General features: G+C 68.7%; 21 protein-coding genes. 18 read left to right on the top strand and 3 right to left on the bottom strand.

What is annotated here, in order from left to right; translation table 11 throughout:
* Window positions 1–59: 59 nt before the first annotated feature.
* The gene (rho, locus tag ABD164_RS04520; protein ID WP_344293866.1) at window positions 60–2,255 is read left to right on the top strand and encodes a transcription termination factor Rho; all 2,196 of its coding nucleotides are present in this window, start codon (window positions 60–62) and stop codon (window positions 2,253–2,255) included.
* 7 nt (window positions 2,256–2,262) lie between these two features.
* Window positions 2,263–3,339: a peptide chain release factor 1 gene (prfA, locus tag ABD164_RS04515; protein WP_344293864.1), complete on the top strand. Its 1,077-nt coding sequence runs from the start codon at window positions 2,263–2,265 to the stop codon at window positions 3,337–3,339.
* Between the two features lie 245 nt (window positions 3,340–3,584).
* Here prfA and epsC read toward each other — a convergent pair whose 3' ends face one another.
* The gene (epsC, locus tag ABD164_RS04510) at window positions 3,585–4,163 is read right to left on the bottom strand and encodes a serine O-acetyltransferase EpsC (RefSeq protein WP_344293863.1); all 579 of its coding nucleotides are present in this window, start codon (window positions 4,161–4,163) and stop codon (window positions 3,585–3,587) included.
* Between the two features lie 41 nt (window positions 4,164–4,204).
* Entirely contained in the window at window positions 4,205–5,140 is a 936-nt protein-coding gene (gene cysK / locus ABD164_RS04505; protein ID WP_344293862.1) for a cysteine synthase A, read from the bottom strand.
* 90 nt (window positions 5,141–5,230) lie between these two features.
* On the opposite strand from cysK, the gene prmC reads away from it, so the two are divergent.
* Complete coding sequence (gene prmC, locus ABD164_RS04500; protein ID WP_344293861.1) at window positions 5,231–6,115, top strand: peptide chain release factor N(5)-glutamine methyltransferase; 885 nt, start codon at window positions 5,231–5,233, stop codon at window positions 6,113–6,115.
* A 14-nt stretch (window positions 6,116–6,129) separates the two neighbouring features.
* Here the strand turns inward: prmC and ABD164_RS04495 are convergent, their stop codons facing one another.
* Window positions 6,130–7,098, bottom strand: a complete 969-nt coding sequence (locus ABD164_RS04495; protein WP_344293860.1) for a TetR/AcrR family transcriptional regulator — start codon at window positions 7,096–7,098, stop codon at window positions 6,130–6,132.
* A gap of 132 nt (window positions 7,099–7,230) precedes the next feature.
* Between ABD164_RS04495 and ABD164_RS04490 the strand changes: the two genes are divergently transcribed.
* The 15 genes from ABD164_RS04490 to ABD164_RS04420 all read left to right on the top strand — a co-directional run bounded on the left by ABD164_RS04490 (window position 7,231) and on the right by ABD164_RS04420 (window position 19,944).
* Entirely contained in the window at window positions 7,231–8,148 is a 918-nt protein-coding gene (locus tag ABD164_RS04490) for an ATP-binding cassette domain-containing protein (protein WP_344293859.1), read from the top strand.
* Between the two features lie 5 nt (window positions 8,149–8,153).
* Window positions 8,154–8,942, top strand: coding sequence for an ABC transporter permease (locus ABD164_RS04485; RefSeq protein WP_344293858.1), 789 nt, complete (start codon window positions 8,154–8,156; stop codon window positions 8,940–8,942).
* Window positions 8,943–9,031: 89 nt separating this feature from the next.
* A complete protein-coding gene (locus tag ABD164_RS04480; protein ID WP_344293857.1) occupies window positions 9,032–9,862 on the top strand; it encodes an L-threonylcarbamoyladenylate synthase in 831 nt (276 codons plus the stop codon).
* The gene (locus ABD164_RS04475) at window positions 9,859–11,085 is read left to right on the top strand and encodes an MraY family glycosyltransferase (protein ID WP_344293856.1); all 1,227 of its coding nucleotides are present in this window, start codon (window positions 9,859–9,861) and stop codon (window positions 11,083–11,085) included. Before ABD164_RS04480 ends, ABD164_RS04475 begins: the two co-directional genes overlap by 4 nt.
* Entirely contained in the window at window positions 11,082–11,591 is a 510-nt protein-coding gene (locus ABD164_RS04470) for a Cg1360 family ATP-synthase-associated protein (protein ID WP_344293855.1), read from the top strand. Before ABD164_RS04475 ends, ABD164_RS04470 begins: the two co-directional genes overlap by 4 nt.
* 115 nt (window positions 11,592–11,706) lie before the next feature.
* Window positions 11,707–12,507 (top strand): F0F1 ATP synthase subunit A, encoded by an 801-nt coding sequence (gene atpB / locus ABD164_RS04465; RefSeq protein ID WP_344293854.1) that lies wholly within the window; start codon window positions 11,707–11,709, stop codon window positions 12,505–12,507.
* 43 nt (window positions 12,508–12,550) lie between these two features.
* A complete protein-coding gene (gene atpE / locus ABD164_RS04460) occupies window positions 12,551–12,787 on the top strand; it encodes an ATP synthase F0 subunit C (RefSeq protein WP_344293853.1) in 237 nt (78 codons plus the stop codon).
* A 29-nt stretch (window positions 12,788–12,816) separates the two neighbouring features.
* A complete protein-coding gene (locus ABD164_RS04455; RefSeq protein ID WP_344293852.1) occupies window positions 12,817–13,377 on the top strand; it encodes a F0F1 ATP synthase subunit B in 561 nt (186 codons plus the stop codon).
* A gap of 3 nt (window positions 13,378–13,380) precedes the next feature.
* Window positions 13,381–14,178: a F0F1 ATP synthase subunit delta gene (locus ABD164_RS04450; RefSeq protein WP_344293851.1), complete on the top strand. Its 798-nt coding sequence runs from the start codon at window positions 13,381–13,383 to the stop codon at window positions 14,176–14,178.
* A gap of 94 nt (window positions 14,179–14,272) precedes the next feature.
* A complete protein-coding gene (gene atpA / locus ABD164_RS04445; protein ID WP_344293850.1) occupies window positions 14,273–15,913 on the top strand; it encodes a F0F1 ATP synthase subunit alpha in 1,641 nt (546 codons plus the stop codon).
* A gap of 45 nt (window positions 15,914–15,958) precedes the next feature.
* Window positions 15,959–16,855, top strand: a complete 897-nt coding sequence (locus ABD164_RS04440; RefSeq protein WP_344293849.1) for a F0F1 ATP synthase subunit gamma — start codon at window positions 15,959–15,961, stop codon at window positions 16,853–16,855.
* Between the two features lie 21 nt (window positions 16,856–16,876).
* Window positions 16,877–18,337 carry a F0F1 ATP synthase subunit beta gene (gene atpD, locus ABD164_RS04435; RefSeq protein WP_344293848.1) on the top strand — a complete coding sequence of 487 codons (1,461 nt, stop codon included), beginning with the start codon at window positions 16,877–16,879 and terminating at the stop codon, window positions 18,335–18,337.
* A 2-nt stretch (window positions 18,338–18,339) separates the two neighbouring features.
* Complete coding sequence (locus tag ABD164_RS04430) at window positions 18,340–18,600, top strand: F0F1 ATP synthase subunit epsilon (RefSeq protein ID WP_344293847.1); 261 nt, start codon at window positions 18,340–18,342, stop codon at window positions 18,598–18,600.
* 10 nt (window positions 18,601–18,610) lie between these two features.
* Window positions 18,611–19,183 (top strand): P-loop nucleotide/nucleoside kinase family protein, encoded by a 573-nt coding sequence (locus ABD164_RS04425; RefSeq protein WP_344293846.1) that lies wholly within the window; start codon window positions 18,611–18,613, stop codon window positions 19,181–19,183.
* Window positions 19,183–19,944, top strand: a complete 762-nt coding sequence (locus tag ABD164_RS04420; RefSeq protein ID WP_344293845.1) for a YaaA family protein — start codon at window positions 19,183–19,185, stop codon at window positions 19,942–19,944. Before ABD164_RS04425 ends, ABD164_RS04420 begins: the two co-directional genes overlap by 1 nt.
* Window positions 19,945–19,960 lie beyond the last annotated feature (16 nt).

The raw sequence follows: 19,960 nt of genomic DNA, 5'->3' as shown, positions 1-19,960 counted from the left end.
CGATGTGCGATCAGCTCTCCTGGGTTCGCAATCTGCGCCAGGGGAAAGGAACATACCCAGTGACCAACGCATCCGATCACGCCACAGGCGTGGCGAACGGCGCCCGACTCTCCACCCTCAAGGTCGCCGAGCTCCAAGAACTCGCCGCCTCGCTCGGCATCTCGGGCGGCTCGAAGCTCCGCAAGGGCGAGCTCGTCGAGGCGATCTCGGCGCGACAGGCGGCCGACGCAGGCGAGGCGCCCACGCTCGACGTCGACGTGACCGACGGTGACGCTGCCGCCGCGGCCCCTGTCGAGGCCCCGACGGCCGCCGACCAGACCGTGGCCGAGGCCGCCGAGCCCGTCGAGGCGCCCGTCGACACTCGTCCGGCAGCCACCGTGCCCGACACCCCCGCTGTCGACGAAGCCGCGCCCGAGTCATCCGCTGCGGCAGACCCGGTCGTCACCGACGCCCCCGCAACCGCCGCACCCGCACGGCGTGGGCGTCAGCCCCGTCGCGCGACGAGCGCGACCACCGCGGCACTTACGCACGTCAATGCCGGCAGTGCCGGTGTCGGGCTCGTACCCGAGGCCGAGGCCGCGTCCGAGTCCGACGACGCTCGCGAGGCCGCTCGCGCCGCCGTGCGCGAAGAGCTCGCGGCAGCCACGGGCGAGGGCGCCCGCGGCGCACAGCCCGCCGAGGGCGGCACCGAGGGCGAGCAGCCCGCAGCCGAAGAGCCGCGCCAGGGCCGCAGCCGCAACCGCGGTCGTCGCGGGGGCGAGCGCGGCGAGCGTGGCGACCGCGGCGACGACGCCCAGAAGCAGGGCGAGCGCCGCCAGAACGGCGACCGCCAGCAGGGCGGCGAGCAGCGCAAGGGCGACGAAGCCAAGGCCGCGCAGGGCGACGACGCCAAGCAGCAGGCCGAAGGCGGCCGCGGCCAGGGGCAGCAGGGCCAGGGCCGCGACCAGCAGGGTCGCGACCAGCAGGGCCGCGACCAGCAGGGCGAGGGCGAGGGCGGCCGTCGCAGCCGTTACCGCGACCGCAAGCGCCGCGGCCAGGGTGGCACGGGCGACGACATCGAGCCCGAGATCCTCGACGACGACGTGCTGATCCCGATCGCCGGCATCCTCGACGTGCTCGACAACTACGCGTTCGTGCGCACCACGGGCTACCTTCCCGGCCCGAGCGACGTCTACGTCTCGCTCGGCCAGGTGAAGAAGTACCACCTGCGCAAGGGCGACGCGGTCGTCGGCTCGATCAAGCAGCCCCGCGACGGCGAGTCGAACAGCCGGCAGAAGTACAACGCCCTCGTCAAGGTCGACTCCGTCAACGGCCAGACCATCGACGAGGCCTCGGCACGCGTCGACTTCCAGAAGCTCACGCCCCTGTACCCACAAGAGCGGCTGCGCCTCGAGACCGAGCCCACCAAGCTCACGCAGCGCATCATCGACCTGGTCGCCCCGATCGGCAAGGGCCAGCGCGGGCTCATCGTCGCACCGCCGAAGGCCGGCAAGACCATCGTGTTGCAGCAGATCGCGAACGCCATCTCGATCAACAACCCCGAGGTGCACCTCATGGTCGTGCTCGTCGACGAGCGGCCCGAAGAGGTCACCGACATGCAGCGCACGGTGAAGGGCGAGGTGATCGCCTCGACCTTCGACCGTCCGGCCGAAGACCACACGACCGTCGCCGAACTCGCCATCGAGCGCGCCAAGCGCCTCGTCGAGCTCGGCCACGACGTGGTCGTGCTGCTCGACTCGATCACCCGTCTCGGGCGCGCCTACAACCTGGCCGCGCCGGCCTCGGGCCGAATCCTGTCGGGCGGCGTCGACGCCTCGGCGCTGTATCCGCCGAAGCGCTTCTTCGGCGCGGCACGCAACATTGAGAACGGCGGCTCGCTCACGATCCTCGCGACCGCGCTCGTCGAGACCGGCTCGAAGATGGACGAGGTGATCTTCGAGGAGTTCAAGGGCACCGGCAACTCCGAGCTGCGCCTGTCGCGCCAGCTCGCCGACAAGCGCATCTTCCCGGCGGTCGACGTGAACGCCTCGTCGACGCGTCGCGAGGAGATGCTGCTGAGCCCCGACGAGGTCAAGATCACGTGGAAGCTGCGTCGCGCCCTCGCCGGGCTCGACCAGCAGCCCGCCCTCGAGGCCGTGCTCGGTCGCCTGAAAGAGACGCAGTCGAACGTCGAGTTCCTCATGCTCATGCAGAAGTCGATGCCGGTCGCCACCGGACACGGCAACTCGCACGGGCACGAGACCGACCACCGCTGAGGCAATCGTGTTCGAATCCGTCCAGCCGCTGCTCGACGAGCACGCGAAGCTGCAAGAGGAGCTCGCCGACCCGGCGCTGCACGCCGACGCCGCCCGCGCGAAGAAGGTCAACCGGCGCTACGCCGAGCTGAGCCGGATCGTCGCGGCGAACGTCGCGTGGCAGCAGGCGAGCGACGACCTCGAGGCGGCCCGCGAGCTCGCGAAAGACGACGCCGGGTTCGCCGACGAGGTGCCCGCGCTCGAGGAGGCGCTGGCCCAGGCTCACGAGAAGCTGCGGCGCCTCCTGATCCCGCGTGACCCCGACGACGGACGCGACGTCATCATGGAGGTCAAGGGCGGCGAGGGCGGCGCCGAGAGCGCCCTCTTCGCGGGCGACCTGCTGCGCATGTACATGCAGTACGCGCAGTCGAAGGGCTGGAAGGTCGAGCTCCTCGACCAGAACGAGTCCGACCTCGGCGGCTACAAAGACGTGCAGGTGGCGATCAAGTCGAACGCGACCGACCCGTCGCTGGGCGTCTGGGCGCACTTGAAGTACGAGGGCGGCGTGCACCGCGTGCAGCGCGTGCCGGTCACCGAGACGCAGGGCCGCATCCACACGTCGACGACCGGCGTGCTCGTGTTTCCCGAGGTCGATGAGCCCGAAGAGGTCGACATCAACCAGAACGACCTCAAGATCGACGTGTACCGTTCGTCGGGTCCCGGTGGCCAGTCGGTGAACACGACCGATTCGGCCGTGCGTATCACGCACCTTCCCACGGGCATCGTCGTGTCGATGCAGAACGAGAAGTCGCAGCTGCAGAACCGCGAGGCGGCCATGCGTGTGCTGCGCGCACGCCTGCTGGCACGCCAGCAAGAGGAGCTGGCGGCCGCGGCATCCGATGCCCGCAAATCGCAGATCCGCTCGATGGACCGTTCCGAGCGCATCCGCACGTACAACTTCCCCGAGAACCGCATCGCCGATCACCGCACCGGGTACAAGGCCTACAACCTCGATCAGGTCATGAACGGGGCGCTCGACCCGATCATCGAGTCGGCGATCCAGGCCGACGAAGAGGCGCGCCTCGCGCACCTCGGCGACGCGTGACCGAGACGCACGCAGCAGCAGACTGACGGATGCCACGGGGCCGGCGTTCGCGTCGAGATTGCGGAAGCCCGTGCACGAACCGTGCCCGGGGCAACGTCGTCACGGCTTCTGCCCGCCCCGGAAACAGGAAGTCCCGCTGAGATGAGGCGCCCCGTTCCTGTTCTCGGCGCCTGGACGGCGTGTCTTCCTGTTTTCGGGACGATGGCAGGGGGCAGGGCCGGTGCGACTGCAGGGCCGGTGCGCGGTCAGATGTGCCAGTCGTGGATGCCGCGCGCGGCATCGGCCGTGTCGTGCGACAGCGGCTTGAAGGTCGCGGGAATGCCGACCACGAGCGAGTGCGGGGGCGCGTCCTTGGTCACGACGGCGTTCGCGCCGACGGCGCTCCATGCGCCGATCGTGACGTCGCCGAGCACCTTCGCGCCCGCGCCGACGGTCACCCCGTCTTCGAGGGTCGGATGTCGCTTGGCCCCGCGCCCCGCGCCGCGTGCCGCCTTTCCGCCGAGGGTGACCCCGTGGTACAGCATGACGTCGTCGCCGAGCACCGCGGTCTCGCCGATGACGACGCCCATGCCGTGATCGATGAAGAACCGCCGGCCGATCGTCGCGCCGGGGTGGATCTCGATGCCCGTGAGGAAGCGCACGAACTGCGAGACGACACGTGCGAGAAGGCGCAACCCCGCCCCCCAGAGCAGGTGGGTGAGCCGGTAGCCCCAGATGGCGTGCAGCCCCGAGTACGCGAGGAACACCTCGAGCCCGTTGCGCGAAGCTGGGTCATGAGATCGCGCCGTGGCGATGTCTTCTCGAAGGGCGCGGACGATGTTCACGGAAGCCAGTCAATCAGGCCCGCCGACCGAATACCGCCGCCTCAGTCGCGCAGGTCTTCGTAGAGCACGGTCGAGAGGTAGCGCTCGCCGAAGTCGGGCACGACGACCACGATGGTCTTGCCGTCGTTCTCGGGGCGTTTCGCGACCTCGAGTGCGGCCCACACGGCGGCGCCCGACGAGATGCCGCCGAGGATCCCCTCGTCGGCGGCGAGCCGGCGTGCGGTCGCGATGGCATCGGGCGTGGCGACGTCGATGACCTCGTCGTAGACGTCGCGGTCGAGCACGTCGGGCACGAAGTTCGCGCCGATGCCCTGGATCTTGTGGGGGCCGGGCGCGCCGCCCGTGAGGATGGCGGAGTCGGCCGGCTCGACCGCGACGACCTTCACGTCGGGATTGCGCTCTTTGAGGAACCCGCCCGCGCCCGTGATGGTGCCGCCCGTGCCGATGCCCGACACGAGGATGTCGACGGCGCCGTCGGTGTCATCCCAGATCTCGGGGCCGGTGGTGGCGCGGTGGATCGCGGGGTTGGCCTCGTTCTCGAACTGGCGGGCGAGGATCGCTCCGGGCGTGTTCGCGACGATCTCCTGCGCGCGCGCCACGGCGCCCTTCATGCCCTCTGCACCGGGGGTGAGCACGACCTCGGCGCCGAAGGCACGCAGCACGACCCGACGCTCGACGCTCGCAGTCTCGGGCATCGTGAGCACGACGTTGTAGCCTCGCGCGGCGCCGACGAGCGCGAGCGCGATGCCCGTGTTGCCGCTCGTGCCCTCGACGATGGTGCCGCCGGGCGTCAGTTCGCCCGACTGCTCGGCCGCGTCGATGATCGCGACGCCGATGCGGTCTTTCACGCTCGCGGCGGGGTTGTAGAACTCGAGCTTCGCGAGCACGGTCGCGCCGGCGCCCTCGGTGAGCCGGTTCAGGCGCACGAGCGGCGTACGGCCGACGACTTCGGTGATGTTCTCGTAGATCTGCGCCATCGTTCGGCCTTCCTCGGTTTCATGCTCGGAATCAACGGCCCCAGCCTAGGGATCGGCAGTCGAACGGGCGAGTGGGTTACATTCCATTGCGTGGATACGACGAGCACACCCCCAGGATCGCGGTCGCTGCGCGCGGTGCGCGACGAGACGGCGGCGCGCCTCGCAGCGGCCGGCGTGCCCGACCCCGAGGTCGACGCCGACCTGCTCATCGGGCACGTGCTCGGTCTCTCGCGCGGCGGGGTGCAGGCGCGCATCGTCGTCGGCGGCGAGATCGAAGAGACGGATGCCTCGGAGCTGGCCGGTCTCGTCGAGCGCCGCGCTCGGCGTGAACCGCTGCAGCATCTCACCGGGCGTGCGGCGTTCCGTTCGCTCGAGCTCTCGGTCGGGCCGGGCGTCTTCGTTCCGCGCCCCGAGACCGAGGGCGTCGCGCAATTGGCCATCCATGCGCTGCGCGCGAGCGCCGAGCCCGAGCCGATCGGCATCGACCTCGGCTCCGGAAGCGGCGCGATCGCCCTTGCCCTCGCGACCGAGGTGCCGCACGCGAGGGTGTGGGCGGTCGAGAACTCGCCGGCGGCGTTCCCGTGGACACGGCGCAACGTCGACGAGGTCGCCGCTCCGAACCTCGAGCTCGTCTTCGCGGATCTCGCGGTCGCGCTGCCCGAGCTCGACGGCACGGTCGCCGTCGTGGTGTCGAACCCGCCGTACATCCCTCACGGCGCGATCCCGCGCGACCCCGAGGTGCGACTGCACGATCCCGAGCACGCGCTCTACGGGGGACCCGACGGGCTCGATGTGGTTCGGGCCCTGTCGAACCGGGCGCGTGCCCTGCTGCACCCGGGGGGAGTGCTCGTGATCGAGCACGGCGAACAGCAGGCAGCCGAGATCGCGGCACTGCTCGCCGCCGACGGATGGCGGGCGATCGCGCATCACCGCGACCTCACCGGGCGAGACCGGGCGACGACCGCCCTGCGCTGACGCTTCTCGCGGCGCTACTTCGCCCGTTCGGCCTTCTCTCGCGCGTGCTGCTCGCGCTCGACGGCGCGCTTGATCGCCTCTCGTTCGCGCTTCTGCGCCTCGCGCAACGCCTTCTCGGCCTCGCGCCGCGCCTTCGCCGCCTCGCGCACCTTGGGGTCGCGGGGTAGTTCGACCTGAGGCGGGAGCGGGGCGGGGCGCTCGGGCGGCGGCGCATCGGCGCCGACGCGGTCGACGTGGTGCTCGATGCCATCGAGGATGCGCGCCAGGCCGAACACGAAGTCGTCGTCGGACTCGTCGGGTGCGGTGCCGGGCGCGGCCACGTAGCCGCCGCCTGCGAGCAGCGGGCTGAGGTAGGGGAACCGCTCGGGGGTGACGAGTTCGGCGAGGGCCTCGAAGTAGTTCGCCCCCGTGACATCCGCCGGATCGGAGGCGGCCGCGGCGGCGGCGCCGAGGTCGCGTTCCTGGGCGCTCGTGGCGCGCGCGTAGCTCGTGACGAGCAGCAGCGCCGACATCTTCTCGCCGTCGCTGAGGGGCAGCTCGCGCACCTCGCGCAGGAACCAGTCGACCATGAGCAGGCTGTTGGGTGTGATGGGTGCGCCCGAGATCGGGATGTCGACGAGCCAGGGGTGCGCGCGGTACGCGCCGCGCATCGCGAGCATCCACGCGGTGATGCCGTCGCGCCAGGTGCGTTCGATCGTGTCATCGGGCACCGGCGGGGTGAGGGCCCCCTCCTGCATGAGCAGGATGAGGTCGTCTTTGCTGGTCACGTAGCGGTACAGCGACATCGTCGTGAACCCGAGCGACGCCGCGACGCGGCTCATCGAGACGGCCGCGAGCCCTTCGGCGTCGGCGATCTCGATCGCCGCCTCGACGATGCGCTCGATCGAGAGTTCGCGCTTCGGCCCGCGCTGCGGGTTCACGGCAACACCCCATGCGAGCGCGACGCCGCGGGGGAGTTCGGGGTCGGCTCGCGCGTCGCTCATTCGGCTTCCGTCCTTCGATTCGCTTGACGACAGTCTAGAACTGTGTATTACTTAAACAACAGTGCATGACATAAACAGTTTGCGCCATACTCAGAAAGACACAGGCGCAGACAGGAGAGGAAAGGGAAGCTCATGGTTCACGCCATCGACGCGACCGGGCTGCGCAAGCGCTTCGGTCGTACCGACGTGCTCGACGGCCTCGATCTCACCGTCGCCGCGGGTACCGTCTTCGCGCTGCTGGGGCCCAACGGCGCCGGCAAGACGACGACGATCAACATCCTCACGACGCTCGTGCGACCCGACGAGGGCAGCGCCCGCGTCGCCGGGTACGACGTCGTCGCCGACGCCGACCAGGTCAAGCAGCGCATCGCACTCACGGGCCAGTCGGCGGCCGTCGACGAAGTGCTCACCGCCAACGAGAACCTCGTCATGCTGGGTCGGCTCTCAGGGCTGTCGCGTCGTGATGCCTCGGCGCGGGCCGAGGAGCTCGCCGAGCGCTTCGGGCTGTCGGATGCCGCGAACCGGCGTGTCGGCACCTACTCGGGCGGTATGCGCCGTCGGCTCGACCTGGCGCTCAGCCTCGTCGTCGACGTGCCGGTGATCTTCCTCGACGAGCCGACGACCGGCCTCGACACCCGCAGTCGCCAGGAGCTCTGGTCGCTCATCCGCTCGCTTGCCGATGCCGGCACCACGGTCTTCCTCACGACGCAGTATCTCGAGGAGGCCGACCGGCTGGCCGATCGCATCGCGGTGCTCGACGGCGGGCGCATCGCGGCCGAGGGCACCGCAGACGAGCTCAAGGCCCGCATCGGCGGCGACGTCGTCGAACTGCGAAGCCATGACGGCGGGCTTCTCCGCGAGCTGCCCACCGACGGCTCCGTGCACGGGTTGCGAGCAGCCATCGACGAGCTCGACCGCACCCCGGCCGCCGCGGCCGAGGGCGTGCAGGTGACCATCCGCCGCCCGAGCCTCGACGACGTGTTCCTCGCGATCACCGCCGGCGACGGGACATCCGATCGAACCGCCCGCGACCTCATCGAATCGAAGTGACGACCATGACCACACTCACCGCCACCCGCCCGCGACTGCGTGGCTTCACCGCCGAGTCGACCTTCATCAACCGCAGCCTGATCCACTCGATCCGCGACATCGAGGCGTTGCTCATGGCCGTCGTGCTTCCCGTGATGCTCATGCTGATGTTCACATTCATCTTCGGCAACGCGATCGACCCCTCGGGCGGCTACGTCGACTATGTCGTGCCCGGCATCATCCTGCTGTGCGCGGGATTCGGGGCCGCATCCACCGCCGTCGCGGTGTCGCGTGACATGACCACGGGCATCATCGACCGGTTCCGCACGATGCCCCTGCGCAGCGGCGCGGTGCTCACCGGGCACGTCGTCGCGAGCCTCGCCCGCAACCTGCTCGCGACCGCCATCGTCGTCGCGGCCGCCCTGCTCGTCGGCTTCCGGCCCTCGGCGACGTTCCTCGACTGGGTTGCGGTGTTCGGCGTGATCGCGCTGTACATCCTCGCCATCACGTACCTGTTCGCGGCGATCGGCCTGGCCGCATCGAGTCCCGACGCCGCGAGCGGTTACGGCTTCATCCTGCTGTTCCTGCCGTACGTGTCGAGCGCGTTCGTGCCCGTCGAGACCATGCCCGAATGGCTGCAGTGGATCGCCGACAACCAGCCCATCACACCCGTCATCGAGACGATCCGCGCGCTGCTCATGGGCACGCCGGTCGACGACTCGGCGTGGTGGGCGATCGGCTGGTGCGTCGCCATCATCGCCGCGGCCGCGATCTGGGGGGCGTGGCTGTTCCGCCGCAAGGCCGGCAGGCGCTGATCGGATGACCCGGGCGGGCGGCCTCGCGGCGAAACGCCCGCCCCGGGCCATCCGTCCGGCCCGCGCCGCTGGTCTAGAATCGGCAGGTCATGACTGCCATCTTCGACTGCTCGGTCGACTCCCAACTGCTCACCGGCATGCGACTCGCGAGGGGTGCCATCGGCCGGGGGCAGCTCGTCGTGATCCCGACCGACACGGTCTACGGTCTCGCCGCCGACGCGTTCAGCGCCCAGGCGGTGGCGGGCCTGCTCGCCGCCAAGGGGCGTGAACGCACTGCGCCGCCGCCCGTGCTCATCCCCGGCATTCCCACCCTCGACGCGCTCGCCGTCGACATCCCCGAGGCCGTGCGACAGCTCGTCGCGGAGTTCTGGCCCGGCGGGCTCACCGTGATCCTGCGTGCGCAGCCCTCGCTGCAATGGGACCTCGGCGAGACCCGCGGCACCGTGGCACTGCGCATGCCCGCCAACCCGATCGCGCTCGAGTTGCTCGCCGAGACCGGCCCGCTCGCGGTGTCGTCGGCGAACCTGTCGGGCATGCCGTCGGCGACCACCGCCGCCGAGGCCGAGCAGATGCTCGGCGAACATGTGGCCGTGTACCTCGACGGCGGACCGGCGGGCGAGTCCTACGAGGCGATCGGCGAACGCCCCGGCGACACCTCGTCGACGATCGTCGACGCCACGGGCATCCACGACGGCGAGGGGGTGCTGCGCATCGTGCGCGCGGGGGTCATCTCGCGCAAACGCATCGCCGCGGTGGTGGGGGAGCACATGCTCGCGCCCGAGGGCGCCGGTGCCGGCGATGCCGACGCCGCCGAAGATCCCGACGCGCCGACCGAGAGTGCTGCATCGACGGCAGAGGCCGACCCCGAGGCATCCGACATCGACGGCGTCGCCGACGAAGCGGGTTCCACCGCCTCATGACGCTTTTCCTGCTGCTCGCGCTGCTCACCGCGCTCGTGACGCTCGGCGGATCGATCCTCGTGTGGAAGCTGAGCCTGAAGTACCGGCTCTACCCGAAGATCCGCGAACGCGACGTGCACACCCGGCCGACGCCGCGCCTCGGCGGCATCGCCATGTTCGTCGGCATCGTCGTGGCGATCGGCGCGGCCGCGTTCGTGTCGACGCTCGGTTCGTCGCGGTTCTCGAACGTGGCGATCATCTTCCAGAACCCCGGCCAGATGCTTGCGATCCTGGGCGCGGCGCTGCTCATCGTGCTCATCGGCGTCGCCGACGACATCTGGGACCTCGACTGGACCACGAAACTCGCCGGCCAGTTCCTCGCGGCAGGGCTCATCGCGTGGCAGGGCGTGTCGATCGTGTCGCTGCCGATCGGCGGCATCACGCTCATTCCCTCGTGGGTGAGCGTGACGCTCACGGTGCTGACGATCGTGCTCGTGATGAACGCCATCAACTTCATCGACGGTCTCGACGGGCTCGTCGCCGGGGTCGCGCTCATCGCCAACGGCGTGTTCTTCCTCTACACCTACCTGCTCGTGCAGCAGACCTCGCCGCTCAACTACTTCAACCTCGCGTCGCTGCTCGCGATCGTGCTCGTGGGCGCCTGCGCCGGGTTCCTGCCGCTCAACTGGCACCCCGCGAAGCTGTTCATGGGCGACGCGGGCTCGATGCTCATCGGCCTGCTCATGTCGACCGCGGCGATCTCGGTCACGGGCCAGCTGAACCCGACCGGCGTCGGGTTCGACCAGTTGTTCGCCGCGTTCATCCCGATCCTGCTGCCGTTCCTCGTGCTCATCATCCCGCTGCTCGATTTCGGCCTCGCCGTGGTGCGGCGCCTGCGCGCCGGCAAGTCGCCGTTCGCCGCCGACCGCAAGCACCTGCACCACAGGCTGCTCGACATGGGCCACTCGCACCTCAACGCCGTGCTCATCTTCTACGGCTGGACCGCGGTCGCCTCGATCGGGTGCCTGCTCACCTACGTCTTCCCGGTCTACTTCGGCATCGACTCGATGTGGGCGTTCGTGCTCATCGCGATCGGATTCCTCATCTTGGCCGCGGTCACGCTGGCGCCGCTCGGTCGCCGCAAGCGGCTCACGGTGGCCGCGGAGGCGTCGGTCACGAAGGTCGCAGCAGGCGAACAGGCCGGCTCGGTAGAATCGGGCGACCCCGACCCAGGAGCACGATGACCGACGCACTTCCCGACACGCCCGCCGACGGGCGCCCCGCGGCCTCCACGACCCCGGCGGTCGCGCCGATCCTGCGGCTCGCGCTGGTCTACGGAGCGATCCTCGCCGTGGGGCTCGCCGTCGTCGGATCGATCGTCGGCTACCTGGTCGCCGGAATCCCCGGGCTCACGAGCGCGCTCATCGCAGCGGTGCTCACGGTGGTGTTCTTCGGCCTCACGGCGGCCACCGTGCTCATCGCCTCGCACGTGGCCAAGGGGCAGATGTTCTCGACGCTGTTCTTCGGCATCGTGCTCGGCGGGTGGCTGGCGAAGCTGCTCGTCTTCTTCGTCGCCGTGCTCTTCGTGAGCCGCCAGGAGTACATCGACCCGTACGTCTTCTTCATCACGATCGTCGTCGCCGTCATCGGCAGCCTCGTTGTCGACGTGCTGGCCTTCCGCAACGCCCGGGTTCCCTACGTCAGCGATGTAGATCTGCCCGGCCCCCAAGGTCCCGATTCCACGTCCTGACGATTCGGTGATCCGCCGTTCTTCTTGCTAGAGTCGAACGCGATCCCCCCTTCTTTGCGCGTAACGACACGCCCCGAAACTGGAGACAGCGCTGCTAGGTAACGCTCTCGTTCACATGCTCCCGTTCGCGACCTCCGAAGAAGGTGGTTCGGGCGAGTTCCATGGTCCTTCGCTGACCGACTTCTTCCCGCCGGTGATCCTCTTCGAAGGCACCTGGTTCGAGATCAACCGCATCGTCCTCATCCGGCTGTTCGTCGTCGCAGTGCTGATCCTGCTCTTCTGGCTCGCGACACGGCGCATGAAGCTCGTGCCCGGCCGCGGCCAGAGCCTCGCCGAACTCGCGCTCGACTTCGTGCGCAACAGCATGGTGTACGACACGCTCGGCAAGCGCGACGGCAAGCGATTCCTGCCCCTGCTGACGACGCTGTTCTTCCTCATCCTCGCGATGAACCTGACCGGCGTCATCCCCGGCATCAACATCGCGGGCAGCTCGGTCATCGGCTTCCCGCTCTTCCTCGCGATCATCTCGTACATCGCGTTCATGTACGCGGGCATCAAGAAGCACCCGGGCGCGTTCTTCAGGAACTCGCTGTTCCCGTCGGGCGTGCCGTGGCCGCTCTACATCGTCGTCACGCCCATCGAGTTCGTCTCGACGTTCATCCTGCGGCCGATCACGCTCGCGTTGCGACTGCTGATGAACATGGTCGCCGGGCACATGCTGCTCGTGCTCTGCTTCTCGGCCACGCAGTTCTTCATCTTCACGGCCGGCGGCCTGTGGAGCCTGTTCAGCATCGGCACCTTCGCGTTCGGCCTGGCATTCACACTGTTCGAGATCCTCGTCGCCGTGCTGCAGGCCTACGTCTTCACCCTGCTCTCGGCCGTGTACATCCAGCTCGCGCTGACCGAAGAACACTGAGCGAACCGAAAACCCCGGTTCGACAACCTGAAAGGAAACACACATGGACGCAACGACAATCCTCGCTGAGGTCAGCGGCAACCTGGCGCCCGTCGCCTATGGCATCGCAACGATCGGCCCGGCCATCGGCGTCGGCATCGTCGTGGGCAAGACGGTCGAGTCGGTCGCACGCCAGCCTGAGCTCCAGGGTCGTCTCACGGGCCTCATGTTCCTCGGCATCGCGTTCACCGAGGCGCTCGCCTTCATCGCGATCGCCGTGGCGTTCATCCCGTTCCCGTAATCACCCCCTGACGAGACACCGAGGTACCAATGCTCCAGGCAATCGTGACTGCGGCGACTGAAGAAGAGAGCATCAACCCGCTCCTTCCCGCGCCGTACGACATCATCTGGTCGGCGGTCGCCTTCGTCATCATCCTCATCTTCTTCTGGAAGTACGTGCTGCCGCGCGTGCAGAAGCTGCTCGATGAGCGCGGCGAGGCGATCGAAGGCAACATCGCGAAGGCCGATGAGGCGCAGCGCAAGGCCGAGGCGGCGCTCGAGGAGTACACCGCCCAGCTCGCCGACGCTCGCACCGAGGCCGGCCGCATCCGCGAGACCGCGCGCGAAGACGGCAAGAAGATCGTCGCAGAGGCCAAAGAGGCCGCCACGACCGAAGCCGCTCGCGTCACCGCGAGCGCGCAAGCGCAGATCGACGCCGAGCGTCAGTCTGCCCTCGTGTCGCTGCGCTCCGAGGTCGGCACTCTCGCGATCGACCTTGCGTCCGGCGTCATCGGCGAGTCGCTCACCGACGACAAGAAGGCTGCCGCGGTGGTCGACCGGTTCCTCGCAGACCTCGAGGCCGCCGAGGCCACCGCCGCAGGAAAGAAGTAGTCCATGGGTAGCGCTACGAGAGAGGCCCTGACCGGCACGCGCGCCGCGCTGACGGCACTCGGCCGCGCTGACCTGTCGGTCGCAGAAGACCTCCTCGCCGCGGTCCGCGCGATCCACGGCACGTCGCAGCTGCGCTCGGCACTCATCGACAACGAGGCCGACGCGGTGCAGAAGCGCGCCCTGGTCGACGCCGTGTTCGGCAGCAGAATCTCGGCCGACGCGGCCACGCTGCTCACGAGTGCTGCGTCGAGCCGCTGGTCGAGTGGCCACGACTTCCTCGGGGGCGTCGAAGACCTCGGCATCCGCGTGGCAGCAGAGGCGACCGGCGACGACATCGAGATCGACGCCGAGTTGTTCGCGTTCGAGCGCACTGTAGCCGCTGATGCGGGACTCGAACTCGCGCTGGGTTCGAAGCTCGGTTCGTCGGCGGCCAAGGCCGTCCTCGTCGACCGCCTCCTCGTGGGCAAGGTTTCGCCGGCCACCGTTGCGATCGTGCGCCACCTGGTGCAGCAGCCGCGCGGCCGCCGCATCGGCGAGATGCTGCGGCACGCGGCATCCGTCGTCGCCGACCAGCGCGGTTTCGGCATCGCCACGGTCACCACCGCAGTGCCGCTCAGCGACGCGCAGCTCGCGCGTCTCGAGCAGGGACTCGCCGCCCAGACGGGCGGCCGCCGCATTCGCTTCGACACCATCGTCGATCCCACCGTCGTCGGAGGGGTTCGCGTGCAGATCGGCGACGACGTCTTCGACGGCAGCGTCGCCAGCCGCCTCAGCTCGCTGAGGCAGCAGCTCGCCGGCTGACGCCGGACCACAACGACCGGCGGCCTGCGCCGCGACAGACCAGTAGCTGTACGACCTGTACAGATAAGGGCCAGCCCCAGAAAAGGAAATGGCAATGGCAGAACTCTCCATCAGCCCCGACGAGATCCGTTCGGCTCTCGCGGAGTTCGCCTCGGCGTACGAGCCGGGTGCAGCGCAGAAGACCGAGGTCGGCTACGTCACCGACGCAGCCGACGGCATCGCGCATGTCGAGGGCCTGCCCTCGGTCATGGCGAACGAACTCATCCGCTTCGCCGACGGCACGCTCGGTCTCGCGCTGAACCTCGACGAAGACGAGATCGGCGTCGTCGTGCTCGGCGAGTTCACCGGCATCGAAGAGGGCATGGAGGTGACCCGCACCGGCGAGGTCCTCTCGGTTCCCGTCGGCGAGGGCTACCTCGGCCGTGTCGTCGATCCGCTCGGAAACCCCATCGACGGCCTGGGCGAGATCACCGGCATCGAGGGCCGTCGTGCCCTCGAGCTGCAGGCGCCCGGCGTCATGCAGCGCAAGTCGGTGCACGAACCGCTGCAGACCGGCATCAAGGCCATCGACGCGATGATCCCCGTCGGCCGCGGCCAGCGCCAGCTCATCATCGGCGACCGCCAGACCGGCAAGACCGCGATCGCGATCGACACGATCATCAACCAGAAGGCCAACTGGGACTCGGGCGACGTCAACAAGCAGGTTCGCTGCATCTACGTGGCGATCGGCCAGAAGGGTTCGACCATCGCCTCGGTGAAGGGCGCCCTCGAAGACGCCGGCGCGATGGAGTACACGACCATCGTCGCGGCTCCGGCCTCCGACCCCGCGGGCTTCAAGTACCTCGCGCCGTACACCGGTTCGGCCATCGGCCAGCACTGGATGTACGACTCGAAGCACGTCCTCATCATCTTCGACGACCTGTCGAAGCAGGCCGAGGCCTACCGCGCCGTGTCGCTGCTGCTGCGCCGTCCGCCGGGTCGCGAGGCATACCCCGGCGACGTCTTCTACCTGCACTCGCGTCTGCTCGAGCGTTGCGCGAAGCTCTCCGACGAGCTCGGCGCGGGCTCGATGACCGGTCTGCCGATCATCGAGACCAAGGCCAACGACGTCTCGGCGTACATCCCGACCAACGTGATCTCGATCACCGACGGCCAGATCTTCCTCCAGTCCGACCTCTTCAACTCAAACCAGCGCCCCGCGGTCGACGTGGGCATCTCGGTCTCGCGAGTCGGTGGCGACGCCCAGGTGAAGTCGATCAAGAAGGTTTCGGGAACGCTGAAGCTCGAGCTCGCGCAGTACCGCTCGCTCGAGGCGTTCGCGATGTTCGCCTCCGACCTCGACGCGGCCAGCCGCCGCCAGCTCGCTCGAGGCGCACGCCTCACCGAGCTGCTCAAGCAGCCGCAGTACTCGCCGTACCCGGTCGAAGACCAGGTCGTCGCGATCTGGGCCGGCACCAACGGCAAGCTCGACGAGGTCCCGGTCGAAGACATCCTGCGCTTCGAGCGCGAGCTGCTCGACTACCTCGGCCGCAACACCGAGGTGCTGTCGACGTTGCGCGAATCGAACGTGCTCTCCGACGAGACCGTCGCCCAGCTCGAGTCGTCGGTCGACGCGTTCAAGCAGGAGTTCCAGACCGGTGAGGGCAAGCCGCTCGCCTCGGTCGGCTCCGAGCAGTTCGAGGCCATCGCCGCCGAAGACGTCAACCAGGAGAAGATCGTCAAGGCTCGCCGCTAGGCGATTCCACGATTGACGACCGAACCCTAGCGATACAGGAGAGAAATGGGAGCGCAACTTCGGGTCTACCGGCAGAAGATCAAGTCTGCCCAGACGACGAAGAAGATCACCAAGGCGATGGAGCTCATCGCCGCCTCGCGCATCCAGAAGGCGCAGGCGCGGGTGACGGCTTCGACGCCCTACTCGCGTGCGATCACGCGCGCCGTCTCGGCTGTCGCGACGTACTCGAACGTCGACCACGTGCTGACGACCGAGCCCGAGAAGATCGAGCGCGCCGCCGTGCTGATCGTCACCTCCGACCGCGGTCTCGCGGGCGCCTTCAACTCGCAGGTGCTGCGCGAGGCAGAAGAGCTCAGCGAGCTGCTGCGGTCGCAGGGCAAGGAGGTCGTGTACTTCCTGATCGGCCGCAAGGCGGTGAGCTACTTCCAGTTCCGCCGTCGCTCCTCAGAACGGCAATGGGTCGGCAGCTCCGAGAACCCGCAGTTCGACCTCGCCAAAGACGTGGCCGAGGCCGTGCTCGAGGCGTTCCTGCGCGATGCCGCCGACGGCGGCGTCGATGAGATCCACGTCGTCTACAACCGCTTCGTGAGCATGATGACGCAGACCCCCGAGGTTGTGCGCCTGCTGCCGCTCGAGGTCGTAGAGGGCGTCGATGAGCCCGACGCCGCCGTGCAGCCGCTCTACGAGTTCGAGCCCGACGTCGAGACCGTGCTCGATTCGCTGCTGCCGGTGTACATCGAGAGCCGAATCTTCAACGCGCTGCTGCAGTCGGCCGCGGCCAAGCACGCTGCCACTCAGAAGGCGATGAAGTCGGCGAGCGACAACGCCGACAAGCTCATCACCGACTACACCCGCCTCGCGAACGAGGCGCGCCAAGCCGAGATCACGCAGCAGATCGCCGAGATCGTTGGCGGCGCTGACGCGCTCGTCGTCAAGAAGTAATCCAGAAAAGAGAGAGCCAGAATGACTGACACCGCAACCGCGCCGGTCGCCGAGTCGACCGCCGGCGCCGTCGGCCGCATCGCCCGGGTCACGGGCCCCGTCGTCGACATCGAGTTCCCCCATGACTCGATCCCCGAGATCTACAACGCTCTCCGCACCGAGATCACCATCGGCGGCGAGACCACGAACATCACCCTCGAAGTGGCGCAGCACCTCGGCGACGACCTCGTTCGCGCCATCGCGCTGAAGCCCACCGACGGCCTCGTGCGTGGCCAGGAGGTCACCGACACCGGCGAGGCGATCTCGGTTCCGGTCGGCGATGTCACCAAGGGCAAGGTGTTCAACGTCATCGGCGAGGTGCTGAACGGCGAGCCCGGCGAGACCGTCGAGGTCACCGAGCGCTGGCCGATCCACCGCAAGCCCCCGGCATTCGACCAGCTCGAGTCCAAGACCCAGCTCTTCGAGACCGGCATCAAGGTCATCGACCTGCTCACCCCCTATGTGCAGGGTGGCAAGATCGGCCTCTTCGGCGGTGCCGGCGTGGGCAAGACCGTGCTCATCCAGGAGATGATCCAGCGTGTCGCCCAAGACCACGGCGGTGTGTCGGTGTTCGCCGGTGTCGGCGAGCGCACCCGTGAGGGCAACGACCTCATCCACGAGATGGAGGAGGCGGGCGTCTTCGACAAGACCGCCCTCGTCTTCGGCCAGATGGACGAGCCGCCGGGGACGCGACTTCGCGTCGCCCTGTCTGCGCTCACGATGGCGGAGTACTTCCGCGACGTGCAGAAGCAGGACGTGCTGCTCTTCATCGACAACATCTTCCGCTTCACGCAGGCAGGCTCCGAGGTCTCGACCCTGCTCGGCCGCATGCCGTCGGCCGTGGGCTACCAGCCGAACCTCGCCGACGAGATGGGCATCCTCCAGGAGCGCATCACGTCGACCCGCGGTCACTCGATCACCTCGCTGCAGGCCATCTACGTGCCCGCCGACGACTACACCGACCCAGCACCGGCGACGACCTTCGCGCACCTCGATGCGACGACCGAGCTCTCGCGTGAGATCGCGTCGAAGGGCTTGTACCCGGCCGTCGACCCGCTGACCTCGACCTCGCGCATCCTCGACCCCCGTTACCTGGGCGAAGATCACTACCGCGTCGCCACGACGGTCAAGCAGATCCTGCAGAAGAACAAGGAACTCCAGGAGATCATCGCCATCCTCGGTGTCGACGAGCTCTCCGAGGAAGACAAGATCACGGTGTCGCGTGCGCGCCGCATCCAGCAGTTCCTCTCGCAGAACACGTACATGGCGAAGAAGTTCACGGGCGTCGAGGGTTCGACCGTCCCGCTGAAGGACACCATCGAGTCGTTCGACGCGATCGCGCGCGGTGACTTCGACCACGTCGCCGAGCAGGCGTTCTTCAACGTCGGTGGCATCACCGACGTCGAAGAGAAGTGGGCGCAGATCCAGAAGGAGAACGGCTGAGCATGGCCAGCCTCAACGTGAGCGTCGTCTCGGCCGACCAGGAAGTCTGGTCGGGCGAGGCGACCATGGTCGTCGCCCGCACGACCGAAGGCGAGATCGGCATCCTGCCCGGGCACGAGCCACTACTCGCGATCCTCGCCGGCGGTGAGGTGCGCGTCACGCTCGCCGGCGGTGAGAAGATCACCGCGAACGCAGAAGAGGGCTTCCTCTCGGTGCAGTCGAACTCCGTGCAGGTCGTGGCCTCGCGCGCCGAGCTCGCCTGAGGAGTCGCGGATGCAGGGGGAGCAGCCGTTCGACCGCCAGTTCGGTGACCTGAGCGTCACCCAGCTCATCGTCATGGCCGGATTGCCGGGTGCGGGCAAGTCGACGATCGCCGAGATCATCGGCGCCCGCCTCGGCGCCACCGTCGTGTCGGTGGACCCGATCGAGTCCGCGATCCTGCGCGCCGGCATCGACGCCGACCAGCCCACGGGGCTCGCGGCGTATCTCGTCGCCGAGGAGATCGCCGAAAAGGAGCTCGATTCGGGGCGCACGGTCATCGTCGACGCGGTCAACGCCGCCGAGGCGGCTCGCCTTCAGTGGCGCGATCTGGCCGAACGCGCCGACGTGCGGCTGCGGGTCATCGAGGTCGTCTGCTCTGATGAGGCGCTGCACCGTGCCCGGCTCGAGAAGCGTGAGCGAGGGCTTCCGCATCTCGAGGAGACGACCTGGCGCGCGGTCGAGCAGAGCCTCGAGGGGTATGCCGTGTGGACCGGACCGTCATCAGCACTTCCGCGGGTGACGATCGACAGCGTCGAGACGCTGGGCACCAACGTCGACGCAGCACTCGCCTTCATCGGCGCGTAGTGCGGATCCTTCTTCCGCCGTCCGAGACGAAGCGCGACGGTGGCGCCGACGCGCCTCTCGCGCTCGAGGCTCTGTCGTTCCCGACGCTTACCACAGCCCGCGAACAGACGCTCGCCGCACTCGGCGAGCTCTCGCTCGATGGTGAGGCGATGAAGCTGGCGCTGAAGCTCGGGCCCCGACAGGACGCCGAGGTCGACCGGAATCGTGTGCTTCAGAGTGCTCCGACCATGGCGGCGATCGATCGCTATACCGGGGTGCTGTTCGACGCGCTCGACGCGCCGTCGCTCGATGCGGCCGCGCGCGAGTTCGCGTGCCGCACGGTCGTCGTGCACTCCGCCCTCCTCGGGCTCGTCGGCGCACTCGACCCTGTGCCGGCGTACCGTCTCTCGCATGACTCGAAGCTGCCGGGGCTGCGGCTGAAGGCGCACTGGCGCGGGCCGATCGCGCACGTGCTCGACGACGAGGCGGGTCTCATCATCGACCTCCGGTCGGAGGGCTACGCCGAGCTCGGCCCGGCGCCGGTTCGCCCCGGCAGCGTGTACGTGCGCGTCGTCTCGATCGACGGCACCGGACGGAAGCGGGCGTTGAACCACTTCAACAAGCAGGCGAAGGGCCGATTCACCCGCGCCGTCCTCGAAGGGCGGCCCGAACTCGATACGCTCGACGAGCTGCTCGACTGGGCCGACACCGAGGGCCTCTCGATGCGACTGGGCGAGGACCGCTCCCCGACGCTGCCGCGCGAGGCGGAACTCGTCGCCTGACGTGCCGGTCTCGCGA

This window comes from Agromyces neolithicus, assembly GCF_039529735.1.
Taxonomy (GTDB): domain Bacteria; phylum Actinomycetota; class Actinomycetes; order Actinomycetales; family Microbacteriaceae; genus Agromyces; species Agromyces neolithicus.
Note: the sequence above shows the minus strand (reverse complement) of the source record. Positions and strands in the feature narration are given on the sequence as shown.

Bases quoted from the DNA above. Each gene is read 5' to 3' on its own strand.
- cysK (WP_344293862.1), bottom strand. From the start codon at position 5,140: ATGGCGCAGATCTACGAGAACATCACCGAAGTCGTCGGCCGTACGCCG.
- ABD164_RS04495 (WP_344293860.1), bottom strand. From the start codon at position 7,098: ATGAGCGACGCGCGAGCCGACCCCGAACTCCCCCGCGGCGTCGCGCTC.
- ABD164_RS04490 (WP_344293859.1), top strand. From the start codon at position 7,231: ATGGTTCACGCCATCGACGCGACCGGGCTGCGCAAGCGCTTCGGTCGT.
- ABD164_RS04485 (WP_344293858.1), top strand. From the start codon at position 8,154: ATGACCACACTCACCGCCACCCGCCCGCGACTGCGTGGCTTCACCGCC.
- ABD164_RS04480 (WP_344293857.1), top strand. From the start codon at position 9,032: ATGACTGCCATCTTCGACTGCTCGGTCGACTCCCAACTGCTCACCGGC.
- ABD164_RS04475 (WP_344293856.1), top strand. From the start codon at position 9,859: ATGACGCTTTTCCTGCTGCTCGCGCTGCTCACCGCGCTCGTGACGCTC.
- ABD164_RS04470 (WP_344293855.1), top strand. From the start codon at position 11,082: ATGACCGACGCACTTCCCGACACGCCCGCCGACGGGCGCCCCGCGGCC.
- atpB (WP_344293854.1), top strand. From the start codon at position 11,707: ATGCTCCCGTTCGCGACCTCCGAAGAAGGTGGTTCGGGCGAGTTCCAT.
- atpE (WP_344293853.1), top strand. From the start codon at position 12,551: ATGGACGCAACGACAATCCTCGCTGAGGTCAGCGGCAACCTGGCGCCC.
- ABD164_RS04455 (WP_344293852.1), top strand. From the start codon at position 12,817: ATGCTCCAGGCAATCGTGACTGCGGCGACTGAAGAAGAGAGCATCAAC.
- ABD164_RS04450 (WP_344293851.1), top strand. From the start codon at position 13,381: ATGGGTAGCGCTACGAGAGAGGCCCTGACCGGCACGCGCGCCGCGCTG.
- atpA (WP_344293850.1), top strand. From the start codon at position 14,273: ATGGCAGAACTCTCCATCAGCCCCGACGAGATCCGTTCGGCTCTCGCG.
- ABD164_RS04440 (WP_344293849.1), top strand. From the start codon at position 15,959: ATGGGAGCGCAACTTCGGGTCTACCGGCAGAAGATCAAGTCTGCCCAG.
- atpD (WP_344293848.1), top strand. From the start codon at position 16,877: ATGACTGACACCGCAACCGCGCCGGTCGCCGAGTCGACCGCCGGCGCC.
- ABD164_RS04430 (WP_344293847.1), top strand. From the start codon at position 18,340: ATGGCCAGCCTCAACGTGAGCGTCGTCTCGGCCGACCAGGAAGTCTGG.
- ABD164_RS04425 (WP_344293846.1), top strand. From the start codon at position 18,611: ATGCAGGGGGAGCAGCCGTTCGACCGCCAGTTCGGTGACCTGAGCGTC.